This is a genomic window from Thermobispora bispora DSM 43833 (assembly GCF_000092645.1).
In the GTDB taxonomy this organism is placed as follows: Bacteria; Actinomycetota; Actinomycetes; order Streptosporangiales; family Streptosporangiaceae; genus Thermobispora; species Thermobispora bispora.
Map to the genome: position 1 here is coordinate 2,449,127 of NC_014165.1, position 15,275 is coordinate 2,464,401.

The following is a 15,275-nucleotide window of genomic DNA, read 5'->3' on the forward strand; positions in this document are numbered from 1 at the left end:
TCGCCGCAAGGCGGACGCGGAAGTGGCTCAGTTGGTAGAGCATCACCTTGCCAAGGTGAGGGTCGCGGGTTCGAGTCCCGTCTTCCGCTCTAAGAGAGGTCTTCACACCCGGGCCTCGCTCGGTGGAGTGGCCGAGAGGCGAGGCAGCGGCCTGCAAAGCCGCGTACACGGGTTCAAATCCCGTCTCCACCTCTATTCCGGTCTGCCGCATTCTCGCGCGGCGCAGGTCGCCCCTTCTCATCGATCTTCCGCAGGCGCACACTGGAATCGAGGCTGAAGCGATTCCGGTGGAGCGGCCATGCCCGGTGACACGTTGCACGGAGTGCCGCTGCTCTCCCGCGGCAGGCACCGCAATCCGGCGAAGGGCGCGTGCTTCATGGAGCTCGCGTCCTACCTCGCGGGGGAACGGTGGAGCGACCATCCCTCATGCACGCATCCGCTGCTCGCCGGGCTCGCCCGCATGGTCAACGACCTCATCTCCGATGAGGCCCGGCCCGGGCTCGCCGTGCTCATCCCGTCGGTGATCGGCCTGGTCGGCGACGACCCCCGGCTCGACGCGCGGATCGCGCTCCGCTGCGCCACGACCGCGCTGCCCGTCGCCGCGCACGAGCGGCAGCTCGCGCTCGCCGTCTCGATCCTGGCGGCCGAGCGGGTGCTGGCGCGGCTCGAAGACCGGCCGTACGGCACGCTCGAGGAGCGGAGCCGGGAGGCCCTGCTCCGGGCGCCGGACGCGTGGCGCTGGGCGCGGGACTTCAGGCTCGGCAGCAAGGTCTCGCCGAAGCGGTTCCGCAAGTACGCGGCGCCGAGCACGGTGCAGCTCGCCGTGGTGTCGGTCGCCGAGGCCTGCATCCCGGACCCGGACGCGCTGCTCAAGGAGATGCTCGCCGGCGCGATCGACGACTGCTGGGCCCTGCTGCGGGCCACCTCGGGCCGGGGACCCGCCACGGTCGACCCTCAGCGCTGGGCCGAGGCCACCCGCCTCACCCGCCGCCCGGCCGCGGCGTCGGCCCGCTGAGCGCGGCGCGCGCCGGCGCAGGGATCGACGGCGCGCGTGCGTGAGACCGGCGCGGGCTCGCGCATCCCGGCACGGCCGGTCGGCACCACGCAACGGCACCGCCGCCGGCGCACCCGGCCGCGTGGCTCCATGAGGGCGCGCGGGACGGGTCAGGGGCCCAGCCGTACGGGGAGCCGGGCCAGGCGCCAGAACATGGGCACCGGCTGGCGGTCGAGCCTCTCGGGCGGGACCGCGAGCCGGAGCCCGGGGAACCGGCGGAGCAGCGTCCCGATCGCCACCTCGGCCTCCTGCCGGGCCAGCGCGGCGCCGAGGCAGTAGTGCGGGCCGTGCCCGAACCCGAGGTGCGTCTCCCGGCGCGGATCCGGCTGGCGGGTGATGTCGAACCGCTCCGGGTCGGCGAAGTGACGCGGGTCGTGGTTGGCCGCGACCAGCACGGCCATCACCGCCTCGCCGCGCCGGATGGTCACCCCGCCGACCTCGATGTCCTCGGTCGCGTACCGGAGCCGGGTGCCGTGGATGGGGCTGCACCGGCGGACGAACTCGTGGACCGCGCCCGGCAGCAGCCCCGGGTCGGCGCGCAGCCTGGCGAGCTGGTCGGGGTGGGCGAGCAGGGCGGCGACGGTGTTGCCGATCAGGTGGGCGGTGGTCTCGTGCCCGGCGAAGACCAGGGTCACCACCATCGTGATCATCTCGGCGTCGGTGAGCCGGTCCCCCTGCTCGTCGTGGGCGCGGATCAGCCCGGTGAGCAGGTCGTCGGCCGGATGCCCGCGCCGGTGCGCGATCAGGTCCGAGATGTGGCCGACCATCTCCCGCACGGGCTCGGCCAGGGCCCCGGGCCGCATCCCGGCCAGGGAGGTGAGCGCCCGCCCCCACGCGCGCCAGCGCGGCCGGTCCGCCTCGGGGATGCCGACGAGCTCGGAGATGACCGTGATCGGCAGCGGGTAGGCGAAGTGCTCCATGAGGTCGGCCACGCCGTGCTCGGCGGTCCCGGGGAGCCGGTCGCACAGCTCCTCGGTGATCTTCTCGACCCGGGGCCGGAGGGCCTGGACGTGCCGCGGGGTGAACGCGCGGGAGACGAGCCGCCGCAGCCGGAGGTGGTCGGCGCCGTCGGCGTCGAGGACGCCCTCGAACAGGTACCGGGCGTACTCGCGCGGGATGCCGCGGGCCTCGAGCATCCGCTCGCGGATCGCGGCCGCGTCCACGCCGGGGACGTTCGCCGGGTCGTTGACGAACCGCTGGTCGCTCAGCACCGCCGCCACGTCCTCGTACCGCGTGGCGAGCCAGATCGGCGCGTCCCGGCCGGCGAGCAGGGCGCGCGTCATCGGGGACTCCTCGCGGATCCGGGAGAACCCGCGGATCGGGTCGGCCAGCAGCCCGGGATCCCGCAGGTCGATGGGGCACGTGGTGCTCGGTCCGCTCATGATCCCCCCTGACCGGCCGTCCCGGTGGGCGGTTCCCCACCCGGGCGGGCGGCGCAGCAAGATGCTTCCCGTTCCGCGCGGGCTGATGCCGGAAATGTCCCCTGGCCCCGCCGGGAGCGGCTCCGGGGCCGGGTCCCGCCAGTTGGGCGCCACGCCTCGTCAGGCCCCACGCCTCGTCCGCATGCCACCGGACGGGCCGCGGCAGCGCCGGCTTCGCGCGCCGGCGGTCGGCGGCGTGGCGCGGGCGCGCCCGCCCGCCGCTGGGAGAGCCGCACGTGGGGGTGAGCCGCCGCTCGGCCAATGGGCGCACCCACCCGCCACGGGGAGAGCCTCACCCTGGCCCGTGTGGCACCGGATCGTGAGCGGGTCCGGGAGCGAAGCCCGGCCTGAGCCGGGACGGCCGGGGTGATCCGTACGGCCGTGGGCCGGCCTCGGGCGCCGCCGCTCAGCCGGCCAGCCACACGTACCCGGCGAACCGGCCGGTCACCCGCTCCCGCCGGTACGAGTACAGGTCGGGCGTCTCGATCGTGCAGCGGTCGTCGTGCCGGATGTCGGTCACCCCGGCGGCGCGGAGCTGGGCCTCGATCCCGGCGCGCAGGTCGAGGGAGGGCGTGCCGCGCCGGGTGGTGGCCCACGCCTCCGGGACCCGGGCGGCGACCCGCTCGCGCATCTCGGCGGGGACCTCGTAGCACCGGCCGCAGGCGGCGGGCCCGATCACGGCGACCATCCGCGCCGGGTCGGCGCCCCGGGCCGCCATGGCCTCGATCAGCGCCGGGACGACCCCCGCCTCGGTGCCCGGCCGCCCCGAGTGCGCTCCCCCGGTCAGGCCCGCCACCGGGTCGGCGACGAGCACCGGGGCGCAGTCGGCGACCAGGACCGCGAGCCCGAGGCCCGGCTGGTCGGTGAAGACGGCGTCGAGACCGGGCGGGTCGGCGCCGAACGGCGCGGTGACGTAGGCGACGTCGGCGCCGTGCACCTGGCGCATGTAGACGACCCGGTCCAGGCCGAGCTCGGCCGCGGTCCGCGCCCGGTTCTCCGCGACGGCCGCCGGGTCGTCCCCCACCGCGCCGCCGAGGTTGCGGGTGCCGTACGGCCCGGTGCTCACCCCGCCGTGCCGGTCGGTGAACGCCATCCGCACCGGGCCCACCTCGATCACCTTCACCGCCGCCCCGCCTCCGCCACCTCGGCGTACAGGTCGCGCGTCCGCTCCGCCACCCGCCGCCAGGAGAAGTGCTCGATCGCGCGGCGGCGGCCCGCCTTGCCCATGGCGGCCGCCCGCGCCGGGTCGCGGAGCAGCGCGTTCACCCGGTCGGCGAGGGCCGCGGCGAACGCGCCGGGGTCGGCCGGCTCACCGTCCGGGCCCTGGTCGATCGGCACGAGCAGCCCGGTCACCCCGTCCTCGACCACCTCGGGGATGCCGCCGGTGGCGGTCGCCACGACCGCGGTCTCGCAGGCCATCGCCTCGAGGTTGACGATGCCCATGGGCTCGTACACCGAGGGGCAGACGAAGACCGTGGCGTGGGTGAGGATCTCGATCAGCTCGTCCCGGGGCAGCATCTTCGTGATCCACACGACCCGCTCCCGGGTGGCGGACAGCTCGCGCACCAGGCCGGTGACCTCCTCGGCGATCTCGGGCGTGTCCGGTTCGCCGGCGCAGAGCACGAGCTGGGCGCCCGGCTCCAGCGACCGGGCGGCCCGCAGCAGGTGGGGCAGCCCCTTCTGCCGGGTGACGCGGCCCACGAAGACCGCGTACGGCACGGCCGGGTCGATGCCGTACCGCCGCAGCGCGCCGATCCCGGGCGACGGGGCGTACTCGCCGGTGTCGATCCCGTTGTGGATCACCCGCACCCGGTCGGGCGGTATCTCGGGGTACACCCTGAGCACGTCCCGGCGCATCGCCTCCGAGACCGCGATGATCGCGTCGGCGCCGAGCAGGGCGGTCCGCTCCGCCCACGAGGAGAGGGCGTACCCGCCGCCGAGCTGCTCGGCCTTCCACGGCCGCAGCGGCTCGAGGCTGTGGGTGGTGGCCACGTGCGGCACGCCGTACAGCAGCTTGGCGAGGTGCCCGGCGAAGTTGGCGTACCAGGTGTGGCTGTGCACCAGGTCGGCGTCCGCGCACCCCGCGGCCATCTCCACGTCCACCCCGAGGACCTGGAGCGCGGCGTTCGCCTGCCGCAGCCCGTCCGGCACCCGGTAGGCGCGCACCCCGGGCTCGGCGCGGGGCTCGCCGAAGCAGCGCACGCGCACCTCCACCAGGTCGCGCAGCTCCCGGGCCAGGTAGGCGACGTGGACACCGGCCCCGCCGTACACATCGGGGGGATATTCGCGGGTGAGCAGATCGACGCGCATACCTGGACAGCTTACGGCCCGGGCCCCGTCCCGGGCCGGGGCGGCGATGACGCCCGGGGTGCGGGAGACCGGACCGGCTCCGGTGCCCGGCGCGTCCCGGAGCGGCACCGCGAGCACCCCGGTAGACGGCGCGTTCCGGACCCCAGGCAGCCGACGTGTTCTGGCACTGCACCGCGAGCGCCCCTGGCCCGGCGGGCGGCGGCATCGCGCCGCACGGGCGGGCCGCCGCGGTCGCGCGGCCCCGATGCCGGCGATCGTCTGCGGGGACCCTGGCCCGGCCCGGCGATGTGACATACCGCTTTTTCCGGTCACTGTGCTGCTCGCCGGTGTTCTGGACGTTAGTGTCCTCTTATGAGGGTCCTGGCGATCGTGCTCGCCGGTGGCGCGGGCAAGCGGCTGATGCCGCTGACCGCGGACCGCGCCAAGCCGGCGGTTCCCTTCGGCGGCGTCTACCGCCTGATCGACTTCGTGCTGTCGAACCTGGCGAACGCGCACTTCCTGCGCATCGTCGTGCTGACGCAGTACAAGAACCACAGCCTGGACCGGCACATCTCCCGCACCTGGCGGCTCTCCGCGATGCTCGGCAACTACGTGACGCCGGTCCCGGCGCAGCAGCGGCTGGGCCCGCGCTGGTTCGCCGGCTCGGCCGACGCGATCTTCCAGAACCTCAACCTCATCTACGACGAGCGGCCGGAGCACGTGCTCGTGTTCGGCGCGGACCACATCTACCGGATGGACCCCCGGCAGATGCTCGATCAGCACGTCGCCACCGGCGCCGACGTGACGGTCGCCGCGATCCGGCAGCCGCTGTCGCTCGCCGACCAGTTCGGGGTGATCGAGACCGATCCGACCGGCCGGCGGATCACGTCGTTCCGGGAGAAGCCCACCAACGCCACCGGCCTGCCGGACGCCCCCGACCAGATCTTTGCGTCGATGGGCAACTACATCTTCCGGACCCAGGCCCTGATCGAGGCGCTGCGCGAGGACGCGGTCAACCCGGACAGCCGGCACGACATCGGCGGCGACATCATCCCGATGTTCGTCAAGAGCGGCACCGCGTACGTCTACGACTTCGCCACCAACGTGGTCCCGGGGGCGACCGAGCGGGACCGGGGGTACTGGCGCGACGTCGGGACCCTGGACGCCTACTACGAGGCCAACATGGACCTGGTCTCGGTCCACCCGGTCTTCAACCTGTACAACGACGAATGGCCGATCTACACCGGCCACGACCCGCTGCCGCCGGCCAAGTTCGTGCACAACGAGGGCGACCGGATCGGGCGGGCGCTCGACTCCCTGGTGTCGCCCGGGGTCATCGTCTCCGGCGGGATGGCGGTGCGCTCCATCCTCTCGCCCCGGGTCGTGCTGCACTCGCAGTCACTGGTCGAGGACTCGGTGCTCATGGACTCGGTGACGGTGGGCCGGGGTGCGATCGTCCGCCGGGCGATCATCGACAAGAACGTGGTCGTCCCCGACGGCGCCCGGATCGGGCTCGACCTGGAGTACGACCGTCAGCGCTTCACCGTCACCGCGAACGGGATCGTGGTGATCGGGAAGAACGAGATCATCGACCGTTGATCCGCCACATCGGTTCGACGATCGTCCACTGCGCCTCCCACATGCGCCGGGCGCGCCGCTGGTTGATCGCGCGAACCGACACGGTCAGGGTGCCGAGCACGGCGGCCGCGAGCACGGGGATCCCGCCGCCCACGGTGACCGCGCGCACCACCGTGGCGTCCCGGTCCTGCGGGCGGGTGGTGGGCGCGCCCCGCTCGTCGACCCAGAGCCGCACCGTGTCGCCCGCCCGCTTGGTGGGCGCGACGGTGAGGGTGTCCTGCCACACCGTCCCGTTGGGGGCCGTCCACCGCGCCTTGGCCTGCCCGACCGGGGCGCCGGCCGGCGAGAACCGGGCCATGGCGACGTCCTCGATCAGGGTGGCGCTCACCTCGTGCCGGGCCCGCTGCTGCTCCGCCTCCACGCGCAGGCCCTTCTCGTACTCCCGGATGCCGAGCATGATCCCGGCCACCATCGCGACGAGCACGCCGATGACCGCGAGCAGCCGGACGGCGGCCTCGAACCGGTCGCACGGGCGGCGGAGCGGGTTCCGGTCGAAGCCCAGCCATCGGGCCAATCGTGCGATGGGACTCTGCGACGGGACCGAACTCTTCGACATCTCACACCTCACAGGGTGATTACCACTGCGAGTCCCGTTTATGCCTATATTGCATCCCAAGAGAATCGTGGGGAACGACCTTCCTGAAATGCCCGGACGCCTTCGGCCAATTCCCCGCTCTCCCGGGCCACGCGCTGCCAGCGGCGAAAGGCCTCCTCGTCCGCCCGGCCGTCGATGATCTCCTTCATCGCGGCGAGCGTCAGCCGGGAGCGGGTGGCGATCGTCGCGGCCATGCCGTACGCCCGGCCGGCGAGCTCCTCCGGCGGGACGACCTCGTCGACGAGGCCGATCCGCAGCGCGTGACCTGCGTCGATGAGCTCGGCCGTGTAGATCAGGTACTTCGCCCGCGCCGGCCCGACGGTCTCCACCAGCCGCCGCGCCGAGCTCATCGGATAGACGATGCCCAGCTTCGCCGGGGTGATACCGAACCGCGCGCGGGACGAGGCGATCCGCAGATCGCACGCGAGCGCGAGCTGGCAGCCGCCGCCGACGCAGTAACCATCGATCACCGCGATAACGGGTTTCGGAAACTCGATCAGCGCGCGTTCGGCCGCGACGGTAAGCGCCGTGTCATCTCCGTTCTCGCCGAGTTTGGCGATTTCTGAAATATCAGCACCGGCGCAGAAAGTCTCCCCCGCTCCGGTGAGGAGCAGCACGCGGACCGCGGGATCGGTGGCGAGGCCGGAGAGGATCCCTGGGAGCTCCTGCCACATCTGCGCCGTCATGGCGTTCCGCTTCTCCGGCCGGTTCAGGGTGAGCGTGGCGATGTGCCCGGCGATCGTCAGGGTGAGGTGTCCGGAACTGGTCACCCCTCGATTCTGCGGATGATCGCCGAGCCGGTCCGCACCGGGGCCGGGCCACGCGCGAAGGCCGTGCGGCCGGCAGCGGGCTCCCGGCCGGGCCACACCCGCAACGGCCGCACGGGCATCCGCGATCTCCCGGAGCATCTCGGCGAGCGGTATTCCGGCCGGGCCACACCGCCGGGCTCTGGATCCCTGCGCGCTCCGCCCGGTGGGCGGCTCCGGGCCGGAGCGCGGCCGTCGCCCATCAGGTCACCCTGAGCCCGGGGGTGACGTCCCGGGCAGCGGTTCGGCGGTCAGCGCAGGCCGAGGTCCCGCAGCAGTTCGCCGGTCCGGCGTGCCTCGTCCACCAGCCACTCGCCGAACTCGTCCCCGGCGAGGTACATGCACGCCCACCCGTTGCGGTCGCACGCCCGCTGCCAGGCGGGCGATCCGGCGATCGCGGCGCACAGGTCGAGCAGCGCCTGACGCTCCCGGTCGGGCAGGGTCCGCGGGCCGACCAGCCCGGTCCAGTCGGCGTACACCAGCCGGACCCCCGACTCCAGGAGGGTGGGCGCGTCCACCCCGGCCAGGCGCTCCGAGGAGGAGACGGCGAGCGGCCGGAGCCGCCCGGCCCGGATGTACGGGAAGAGGTCGCTCCTGGTGCCGAAGGCGAGCGGCGCCTGCCCGTCGAGCACCGCGGCGATCAGATCGGCGGGGTCGGGGAAGGCCGCGTAGTTGAGCCTGCGCAGGTCGGCCCCGAGGCCCTTGGCGGTCAGCCCGTAGAGCAGGTGCTCGGGCCCGCCGGTGGCGCCCCCGGCCACCCGCGGGCCGGCGGGATTCCGCCGCAGCGCGGCGGCGAACTCGTCGAACGTGCGGAATCCGGAGTCGGGCGAGGTGACCAGGACCTCCCACTCGCCCACCAGGCGCGCGAGCGGTACGGCACGGCCGGCCACCGGGGCGCACTCCCCCAGCGCCGCGGAGGTGAGCAGCCTGGTGTCGGTCACCAGCAGGTCGCCGGCGCGGCCGTCCTCGACGAATCGCGCGAGCCCGCCCATGCCGCCGCCGTCGTCGGCGCCGGAGCCGGCGCCGTCCAGCCGCACGCGCGCGGCCCAGCGGCCCTCGATGAGCGCGGTCAGCTCCCGTGCGACGCGCTCCGCCTTCCGGCCGGCCTCCTCCGGGACCACCAGCAGGAGCTCCTGCCGCCTGGGCGGGTCCGGCACCCCGCACGCGCCCGCGAGGGCGAGCACCCCGAGCGCGAGGACGGTACGGCGTCGCACGTCGGCACCCTCCCCCGAGTAGTCCTCACCCTCAGAATAGGACTAATTACTCGTTGTATCCATATATCGGGCATATGGGATCAAAAGGTGGATGCCGGACGCCGTCCGGGCCGGGGCGGTGAAGTACGCCCGGACATGAGAGAAGGCGGTGCGGCCGGGCCGCACCGCCTCTCCCGGGTCCCGTCCCGGCTCAGACCGCGGTCGCGCTCACTCCACGGTGACGCTCTTGGCGAGGTTGCGCGGCTTGTCCACGTCGCGGCCGAGGGCCACGGCGGCGTGGTAGGCGAAGAGCTGCAGCGGGATGGTGAGCAGGATCGGGTCGAGCTCGTTCTCGTTCTTCGGCACCACGATGCAGTCGTCGGCCGCGTCCGTGGCCCGGTGGCCGACCATCACGATGCGCCCGTTGCGCGCCCGGATCTCCTCGAGGGTGGTGAGGTTCTTGTCGAGCAGCTCGTCGTCCGGGACGATCGCGACGGTCGGCAGCTCGGGGCTGATCAGCGCGAGCGGGCCGTGCTTGAGCTCGCTCGCCGGGTAGGCCTCGGCGTGGATGTAGGAGACCTCCTTGAGCTTCTGCGCGCCCTCGCGCGCCACCGGGAAGCCGCGCACCCTGCCGACGAACATCATCCCCGGGGCGTCGGAGTACTTGATCGCGAGCTCCCGGATCTGCTCCTCGAGCGTGAGGATCTCCTTGATCTGCTCGGGGAGCCGGCGCAGCCCGTCGCAGATCCGCTTGCCCTCGGCCGGCGACAGGTCGCGGACCCGGCCGAGGTGGAGGGCGAGGAGCGCGAACACGACCGCGGTCGAGGTGAAGGCCTTGGTCGAGGCGACCGACACCTCGGGGCCGGCGTGGAGGTACACGCCACCGTCGCACTCCCGGGCGATGGCGCTGCCCACCGTGTTCACGATGCCGAGCACCCGGGCCCCCTTGCGCTTGAGCTCCTGGACCGCGGCGAGGGTGTCATAGGTCTCGCCCGACTGGCTGACCGCCACGTAGAGGGTGTCGCCCTCCACGACCGGGTTGCGGTACCGGAACTCCGAGGCCGGCTCCGCGTCCGCGGGGATCCGGGCGAGCTCCTCGATGAGCTGCGCGCCCATCTGCCCGGAGTAGTACGCCGACCCGCAGCCGATGATCTTGACGCGGCGGAACGAGCGCAGCTCCCGCGCGTCCATGTTGAGCCCGCCGAGGTGGGCGATGTGGAACCGGTCGTCGATGCGGCCGCGCAGCGCCCGGGCGACCGTGTCCGGCTGCTCGCAGATCTCCTTGAGCAGGTAGTGCTCGTAACCGCCGGTGTCGTAGTGGCCCGCGTCCCAGTCCACGGTGAGCGGCTCCTTGGCCGTCTCCGTGGCGTCGCTGGTGAACGTGCTGAACCCGTCGGCCTTGATCACGGCGAGCTCGCCGTCCTCCAGGTGCACGACCTGCCGCGTGTAGCGGATGAGCGCGGCGACGTCGGAGGCGGCGAACATCTCCTTCTCGCCGATGCCGAGCACGATCGGGCTGCCGTTGCGGGCGACCACGATCTCACCGGGCCGCTCGGCGTCGAGGACGGCGATGCCGTACGTGCCGACCACGCCCTTGAGGGCCCGCCGGACCGCCTCGGCGAGGGTCTCCGTCTCCTTGACCGCCCGGCCGATGAGGTGGGCGAGCACCTCGGTGTCGGTCTCGCTGACGAAGGCCACGCCGTCGGCCTCGAGGCGGCGGCGCAGGTCGTCGGCGTTCTCGATGATGCCGTTGTGCACCACCGCGATCCGCTCCCCGGCGTCCAGGTGCGGGTGTGCGTTCACGTCGCTCGGCGCACCATGGGTCGCCCAGCGGGTGTGCCCGATGCCGGTCGTCCCCTTGAACCGGGCGGGCACGGCCGCCGCCAGGTCGGCCACCCTGCCCTTCACCTTGCGGGTCTTCAGCCGCTTGTTGCTGACCACGGCGAGACCCGCCGAGTCATACCCGCGGTACTCCAGCCGCTGGAGGCCTTCGAGCAGGATGGGTGCCGCGTCCTTCCGCCCGACGTAGGCGACGATTCCGCACATATCACTTCCTTATCCGTAGACGATCCGGCGGAGCTGGCGCAGGGACAGCTCCGGTGCCGCGACCCGCCGAGCGGAGAGCTCGGCGGCGATCATCGGGAAGATCTGGTCGTTGGTGAGCCCTTTGGCCTTGAGCTCGGCGTGGCGCCGCCGCACGAAGGCTTCGGCGGTCTCGCCGAAGTACGCCAGCACGTCGGCCACCACCCGGGCGGCCTCCGCCGGCTTGAGCGACGTGGTCCGGGTGAGATGGCCGATCAGATCCTCGAAGGGGTGCCGCGTCGTGGACACAGCGCAGGACCTTAACGCACGAACGCTACTTTTTAGCAAGTTACTTGCCCGTTTTCGGGCAGACTCACCGTATCACCACGAATTGCCGCGCTTCGTTCGGGGTCCCGATGGCCACTGAAGGGGTTCGTACCGCCTGGTCCCCGGCGTCCGGCCGGGCCGGGATGGGGCGGCCGAGGACGGGATGTCGCCTCGCTCGGGAGATTGATGGCAGTGAGAGCGCCAGATATCCGCTAAAGTTGAACCGCGAGCGCGGACCACATCGCGCCGGATGCGGAAGTGGCTCAGTTGGTAGAGCATCACCTTGCCAAGGTGAGGGTCGCGGGTTCGAGTCCCGTCTTCCGCTCTAAGCCCGGCGTACGCCGGGGCACGGGCGATTAGCTCAGGGGCAGAGCGCTTCCTTGACACGGAAGAGGCCAGTGGTTCAAATCCACTATCGCCCACCAGGAGATTACGCCGATGGCTCCGCGGTTCGCGGAGCCATCGGCGTTTTCGCGACCGCCTCATGCCCCAGAGAACAGGTCGAGACCTGCCCTGGGAAGCACGGCGGTCCTCCCGGGGACCGGTCCGGAGCGATGCGCGGCCCTCGATTTCCGAACGGCTGCGGTGGAGAACTCCGGCGTCGGCACGCCCGGCGGCCGTGCCGAGCAGCCGGCGGACCGCACCCGGCGGCGGGGCATGCCCGGCCGCGTGCCCCGGAATCGGTGACGCACGCGGGCGTCGGCACCTGAGTCACCGATCCGTGCGCCTCCGCCCGTTACCCGGGCCGCAGCGGGGTGATGCTGAGAGAGCGGACCAACCCGGGGCCCGGGAAGCCGGTGATGGGCATGGGCGATCTCCTCGTCATCCTCCTCGCGGCGCTCTCGCTCGCCCTGCTCGCCTGGTTCTTCTTCGGGCCGCGGCGCGCCGGCCGTGCCGTGCCGCGCGACGGCGGGCAGGAGGCGGAGATCACCGTCAAGGGCGGTTATTCGCCGGACGTGATCCGGGTACGGCAGGGCGTGCCGCTGCGGCTGACCTTCGACCGCCGGGAGTCCGGGGACTGCACCGCACGCGTGGTGTTCCCGGACTTCGGGGTGAACCGGCCGCTGCCCGCCTTCCGGCGGACCACCGTCGAGCTGACCCCGGACCGCGCGGGCGAGTTCCGTTTCGCCTGCGGCATGAACATGGTGCACGGCCGGCTGATCGTGGAACCGGCCGGTGGGCCGGGGCCCGCCGAGGGGAGCCCTACCGCCGGCGGACCGGTGCCGGGCCGTATCGAGCCAGTGAACCTCCGGGCCGAGCACGTGCCGGGCCGCACCGCATCACCGGATCGGACCGGGCCGGGTCCACGCCCGTCCGGGCACGAGGACCCGGGCGACGAGCTCGAGGCGGCGGAGCGGCGGGCGGAGATCCGGGACCTGTCCCGGCGGGTCGCCGTGGGCGCGGTGCTCACCGCCCCGGTGGCCCTGGCGGTCATGGCCCATGAGCTCTTCCACGCGGCCTGGGTGCCGGAGCTCCTGCTCGACCGCCGGGTTCAGCTCGCGCTGATCACGCCGGTCATGTTCGTCACCGGTCTGCCGATCCACCGGACCGGCTGGCTGAGCCTCCGCCACCGGACCGCGGAGATGAACAGCCTGATCACGCTGGGCACCACCGCCGCGTACGGCTACAGCCTGCTCGTGACCGTGCTGCCCGGGCTCTTCCCCGCGGACCTGCGCGACGTCTACTTCGAGGCGGTCGGGGTCATCCTCACCCTGATCCTGCTCGGCCGGCTGCTCGAGGCGCGCGCCAAGGCGGGGACCGGGGAGGCGATCCGCCGGCTCATCGGGCTGCGCGCCGAGACGGCCCGGGTACGGCGGGACGGGGCCGAGGTGGAGATCCCGGTCGAGCAGGTGGTGCCGGGCGACCTCGTCAGCGTCCGGCCGGGCGAGAAGATCCCCGTGGACGGCTCGATCGTGGCGGGCCGGTCGGCGGTGGACGAGTCGATGGTGACCGGCGAGCCGATCCCGGTGGAGAAGGGGCCGGGCGACCCCGTGGTCGGCGCGACCGTCAACCAGACCGGGGCGTTCACCTTCCGCGCCGAGAAGGTGGGGAGCGAGACCGCGCTCGCCCAGATCATCCGGCTGGTGCGGGCCGCGCAGGCCTCCACGGCGCCGATCCAGCGGGTCGCCGACCGGGTCTCGGGCTACTTCGTGCCCGCGGTCATGGGCGTCGCCATCGTGACGTTCGCGGTGTGGTTCACCACCGGCCCGGCCCCGGCGCTCACCCACGCGCTGGTCGCCGCGGTCTCCGTGCTGATCATCGCCTGCCCTTGCGCGCTCGGGCTCGCCGCGCCCTTGTCGGTCATGGTGGCCGCCGGCAAGGGGGCGGAGGCCGGCATCCTGATCCGCGACGCGGAGGCGCTCGAGACCGCGCGGCGGCTCGACGCGATCGTCCTCGACAAGACCGGCACCGTCACCCGCGGCCGGCCCGAGCTCACCGACGTGGTCCCGGCCGGCGGCCTGGCCGCCGGTGAGCTGCTCCGCCTCGCGGCCTCGGCCGAACGCTCCTCCGAGCACCCGCTCGGCCGGGCGGTGGTGGCCGGGGCGCTCGGCCGCGGCCTCCGGCTCGCCGAGCCGTCCGGGTTCGGCTCGGTGACGGGTGAGGGGGTGAACGCGGTCGTCGAGGGACGCCGGGTGCACGTGGGCGGCCGCCGCCTGCTCTCCGGGGCCGGGGTGGACCCCTCGCCCTTGACGGGGCTCGCCGACCGGCTCGCCCAGGCCGGCCGTACCCCGATCATGGTGGCGGTGGACGGCGAGCCCGCCGGGGTGGTGGGGGTCGCCGACACCGTCAAGGACGGCTCCCGGGACGCGATCGCCGCCCTCCACGATCTCGGCCTCCGGGTGCTGATGCTCACCGGGGACGACCGGCGCGCCGCGGAGGCGATCGCCCGGCAGGTCGGCATCACCCGGGTGCTGGCCGAGGTGCTGCCCGGCCAGAAGGCGTCCGCGATCGCGCGGCTGCAGCGCGACGGCCTGCGGGTGGGCATGGCCGGCGACGGCATCAACGACGCCCCCGCGCTCGCCCGGGCCGACGTCGGGTTCGGCATCGGCACCGGCACCGACGTCGCGATCGAGGCCTCCGACGTGACGCTCGTCTCCGGGGCGCTCAGCGGGATCGTCACCGCGGTACGGCTGTCGCGGGCGGCCATGCGCAACATCACGCAGAACCTGTTCCTCGCCTTCGGGTACAACGCGGTGGGCATCCCGATCGCCGCCGGCGTGCTCTACCCGGTCCTGGGGATCCGGCTCAGCCCCATGATCGCCGCGGCCGCGATGGCCCTGTCGTCGCTCTCCGTGGTGGGGAACGCCAACCGGCTCCGCCGCTTCACCCCGGCGGCCGTCCCGCCCGCGCCACCGGTCCCGGCGGGCCTGGCGGTCACCGTGGAGACGGTCGCGCCGCCGGACCCGGCGGACCGGGGCACCGCCGAGGCAGCGCCGCGGGCGGACCCGCCCGGCGGGTCGCGGACCGCGCCATCGGTCAGGCGACCACCAGGGCCTGGGGAGCGGCCTCGCTGATCCTCGACCGCAGCCACAGCAGGTGGCGGGCGGACTCCTCACCGCAGTACCGGACGAGGTCGAGCAGCTCGGCGTCGCGCACGCCCTGGGCCGCCTGCCCGACGATCCGCCACGACAGGTCGCAGTCGGCGGCGAGCAGGTACAGGTCGTGCAGGTCGCGCAGCAGCCCCAGAGTGCCGGACCGCTCCGTCGGGTCCGGGGCCGGCCGGTCCAGGGGGTCCGGCGGTGCGCCGGACGCGTACCTGCGGATGAACGGCTCCAGGCGCACCGCGTGGTCCCCGCACTGCGCGGCGAGCCGCTCGCACACCGTGCACAGGTCCACCTCGCGCGGATGCCGCCGCCGGAAGGCGTGGTAGGCGTCGGCGAGCTCCCGCTGGGAGCGCTGCAGCCGCCCCAGGTAGCGGGCCAGGTGCAT

The 15,275-nt window shown here is 73.5% G+C and carries 12 protein-coding genes and 4 tRNA genes; 7 read left to right on the forward strand and 9 right to left on the reverse strand.

From position 1 onward, the window contains the following. The first annotated feature begins 16 nt into the window (after window positions 1–16). From TBIS_RS10480 to TBIS_RS10490, 3 genes are all read left to right on the forward strand, one after another. Window positions 17–89, forward strand: a tRNA-Gly gene (locus TBIS_RS10480). 32 nt (window positions 90–121) lie between these two features. Continuing rightward, window positions 122–192, forward strand: a tRNA-Cys gene (locus TBIS_RS10485). A 106-nt stretch (window positions 193–298) separates the two neighbouring features. Beyond that, window positions 299–1,015: a hypothetical protein gene (locus TBIS_RS10490; RefSeq protein WP_013132353.1), complete on the forward strand. Its 717-nt coding sequence runs from the start codon at window positions 299–301 to the stop codon at window positions 1,013–1,015. A gap of 149 nt (window positions 1,016–1,164) precedes the next feature. Here the strand turns inward: TBIS_RS10490 and TBIS_RS10495 are convergent, their stop codons facing one another. From TBIS_RS10495 to glgA, 3 genes are all read right to left on the reverse strand, one after another. After that, entirely contained in the window at window positions 1,165–2,436 is a 1,272-nt protein-coding gene (locus TBIS_RS10495; RefSeq protein ID WP_013132354.1) for a cytochrome P450 family protein, read from the reverse strand. Window positions 2,437–2,881: 445 nt separating this feature from the next. After that, the gene (gene pgeF / locus TBIS_RS10500; RefSeq protein WP_041432168.1) at window positions 2,882–3,568 is read right to left on the reverse strand and encodes a peptidoglycan editing factor PgeF; all 687 of its coding nucleotides are present in this window, start codon (window positions 3,566–3,568) and stop codon (window positions 2,882–2,884) included. 26 nt (window positions 3,569–3,594) lie between these two features. Then, window positions 3,595–4,785 carry a glycogen synthase gene (gene glgA, locus TBIS_RS10505; RefSeq protein WP_013132356.1) on the reverse strand — a complete coding sequence of 397 codons (1,191 nt, stop codon included), beginning with the start codon at window positions 4,783–4,785 and terminating at the stop codon, window positions 3,595–3,597. A gap of 351 nt (window positions 4,786–5,136) precedes the next feature. Here glgA and glgC point away from each other — a divergent pair, with 351 nt between their 5' ends. Then, the gene (glgC, locus tag TBIS_RS10510; RefSeq protein ID WP_013132357.1) at window positions 5,137–6,363 is read left to right on the forward strand and encodes a glucose-1-phosphate adenylyltransferase; all 1,227 of its coding nucleotides are present in this window, start codon (window positions 5,137–5,139) and stop codon (window positions 6,361–6,363) included. On the opposite strand, the gene TBIS_RS10515 is transcribed toward glgC, so the two are convergent. From TBIS_RS10515 to TBIS_RS10535, 5 genes are all read right to left on the reverse strand, one after another. Continuing rightward, window positions 6,350–6,958: an Rv1733c family protein gene (locus tag TBIS_RS10515; RefSeq protein WP_013132358.1), complete on the reverse strand. Its 609-nt coding sequence runs from the start codon at window positions 6,956–6,958 to the stop codon at window positions 6,350–6,352. The two genes, glgC and TBIS_RS10515, sit on opposite strands and share 14 nt — an antisense overlap. Before the next feature lie 44 nt (window positions 6,959–7,002). Beyond that, window positions 7,003–7,905, reverse strand: a complete 903-nt coding sequence (locus tag TBIS_RS10520) for an enoyl-CoA hydratase/isomerase family protein (RefSeq protein WP_083785255.1) — start codon at window positions 7,903–7,905, stop codon at window positions 7,003–7,005. 149 nt (window positions 7,906–8,054) lie between these two features. Then, on the reverse strand, window positions 8,055–9,017 hold the full coding sequence (locus tag TBIS_RS18175; protein ID WP_013132361.1) for a Bug family tripartite tricarboxylate transporter substrate binding protein: 963 nt from the start codon (window positions 9,015–9,017) through the stop codon (window positions 8,055–8,057). 207 nt (window positions 9,018–9,224) lie between these two features. After that, a complete protein-coding gene (gene glmS / locus TBIS_RS10530) occupies window positions 9,225–11,042 on the reverse strand; it encodes a glutamine--fructose-6-phosphate transaminase (isomerizing) (protein WP_013132362.1) in 1,818 nt (605 codons plus the stop codon). Window positions 11,043–11,051: 9 nt separating this feature from the next. After that, the gene (locus TBIS_RS10535; protein WP_013132363.1) at window positions 11,052–11,327 is read right to left on the reverse strand and encodes a hypothetical protein; all 276 of its coding nucleotides are present in this window, start codon (window positions 11,325–11,327) and stop codon (window positions 11,052–11,054) included. Window positions 11,328–11,597: 270 nt separating this feature from the next. Between TBIS_RS10535 and TBIS_RS10540 the strand changes: the two genes are divergently transcribed. The 3 genes from TBIS_RS10540 to TBIS_RS10550 all read left to right on the forward strand — a co-directional run bounded on the left by TBIS_RS10540 (window position 11,598) and on the right by TBIS_RS10550 (window position 14,860). Further along, window positions 11,598–11,670 (forward strand) — tRNA-Gly (locus tag TBIS_RS10540). Between the two features lie 25 nt (window positions 11,671–11,695). Beyond that, window positions 11,696–11,770 (forward strand) — tRNA-Val (locus tag TBIS_RS10545). 333 nt (window positions 11,771–12,103) lie between these two features. Then, window positions 12,104–14,860, forward strand: coding sequence for a heavy metal translocating P-type ATPase (locus tag TBIS_RS10550; RefSeq protein WP_013132364.1), 2,757 nt, complete (start codon window positions 12,104–12,106; stop codon window positions 14,858–14,860). Here the strand turns inward: TBIS_RS10550 and TBIS_RS10555 are convergent. Further along, the gene (locus TBIS_RS10555; protein WP_013132365.1) at window positions 14,823–15,275 is read right to left on the reverse strand and encodes a molybdopterin oxidoreductase; all 453 of its coding nucleotides are present in this window, start codon (window positions 15,273–15,275) and stop codon (window positions 14,823–14,825) included. The genes TBIS_RS10550 and TBIS_RS10555 overlap by 38 nt on opposite strands.

Coding starts and splice junctions, on each gene's coding strand:
- TBIS_RS10490 (WP_013132353.1), top strand. CDS start 299: ATGCCCGGTGACACGTTGCACGGAGTGCCGCTGCTCTCCCGCGGCAGG.
- TBIS_RS10495 (WP_013132354.1), bottom strand. CDS start 2,436: ATGAGCGGACCGAGCACCACGTGCCCCATCGACCTGCGGGATCCCGGG.
- pgeF (WP_041432168.1), bottom strand. CDS start 3,568: ATGGCGTTCACCGACCGGCACGGCGGGGTGAGCACCGGGCCGTACGGC.
- glgA (WP_013132356.1), bottom strand. CDS start 4,785: ATGCGCGTCGATCTGCTCACCCGCGAATATCCCCCCGATGTGTACGGC.
- glgC (WP_013132357.1), top strand. CDS start 5,137: ATGAGGGTCCTGGCGATCGTGCTCGCCGGTGGCGCGGGCAAGCGGCTG.
- TBIS_RS10515 (WP_013132358.1), bottom strand. CDS start 6,958: ATGTCGAAGAGTTCGGTCCCGTCGCAGAGTCCCATCGCACGATTGGCC.
- TBIS_RS10520 (WP_083785255.1), bottom strand. CDS start 7,905: ATGCTCCGGGAGATCGCGGATGCCCGTGCGGCCGTTGCGGGTGTGGCC.
- glmS (WP_013132362.1), bottom strand. CDS start 11,042: ATGTGCGGAATCGTCGCCTACGTCGGGCGGAAGGACGCGGCACCCATC.
- TBIS_RS10550 (WP_013132364.1), top strand. CDS start 12,104: ATGCTGAGAGAGCGGACCAACCCGGGGCCCGGGAAGCCGGTGATGGGC.
- TBIS_RS10555 (WP_013132365.1), bottom strand. CDS start 15,275: ATGCACCTGGCCCGCTACCTGGGGCGGCTGCAGCGCTCCCAGCGGGAG.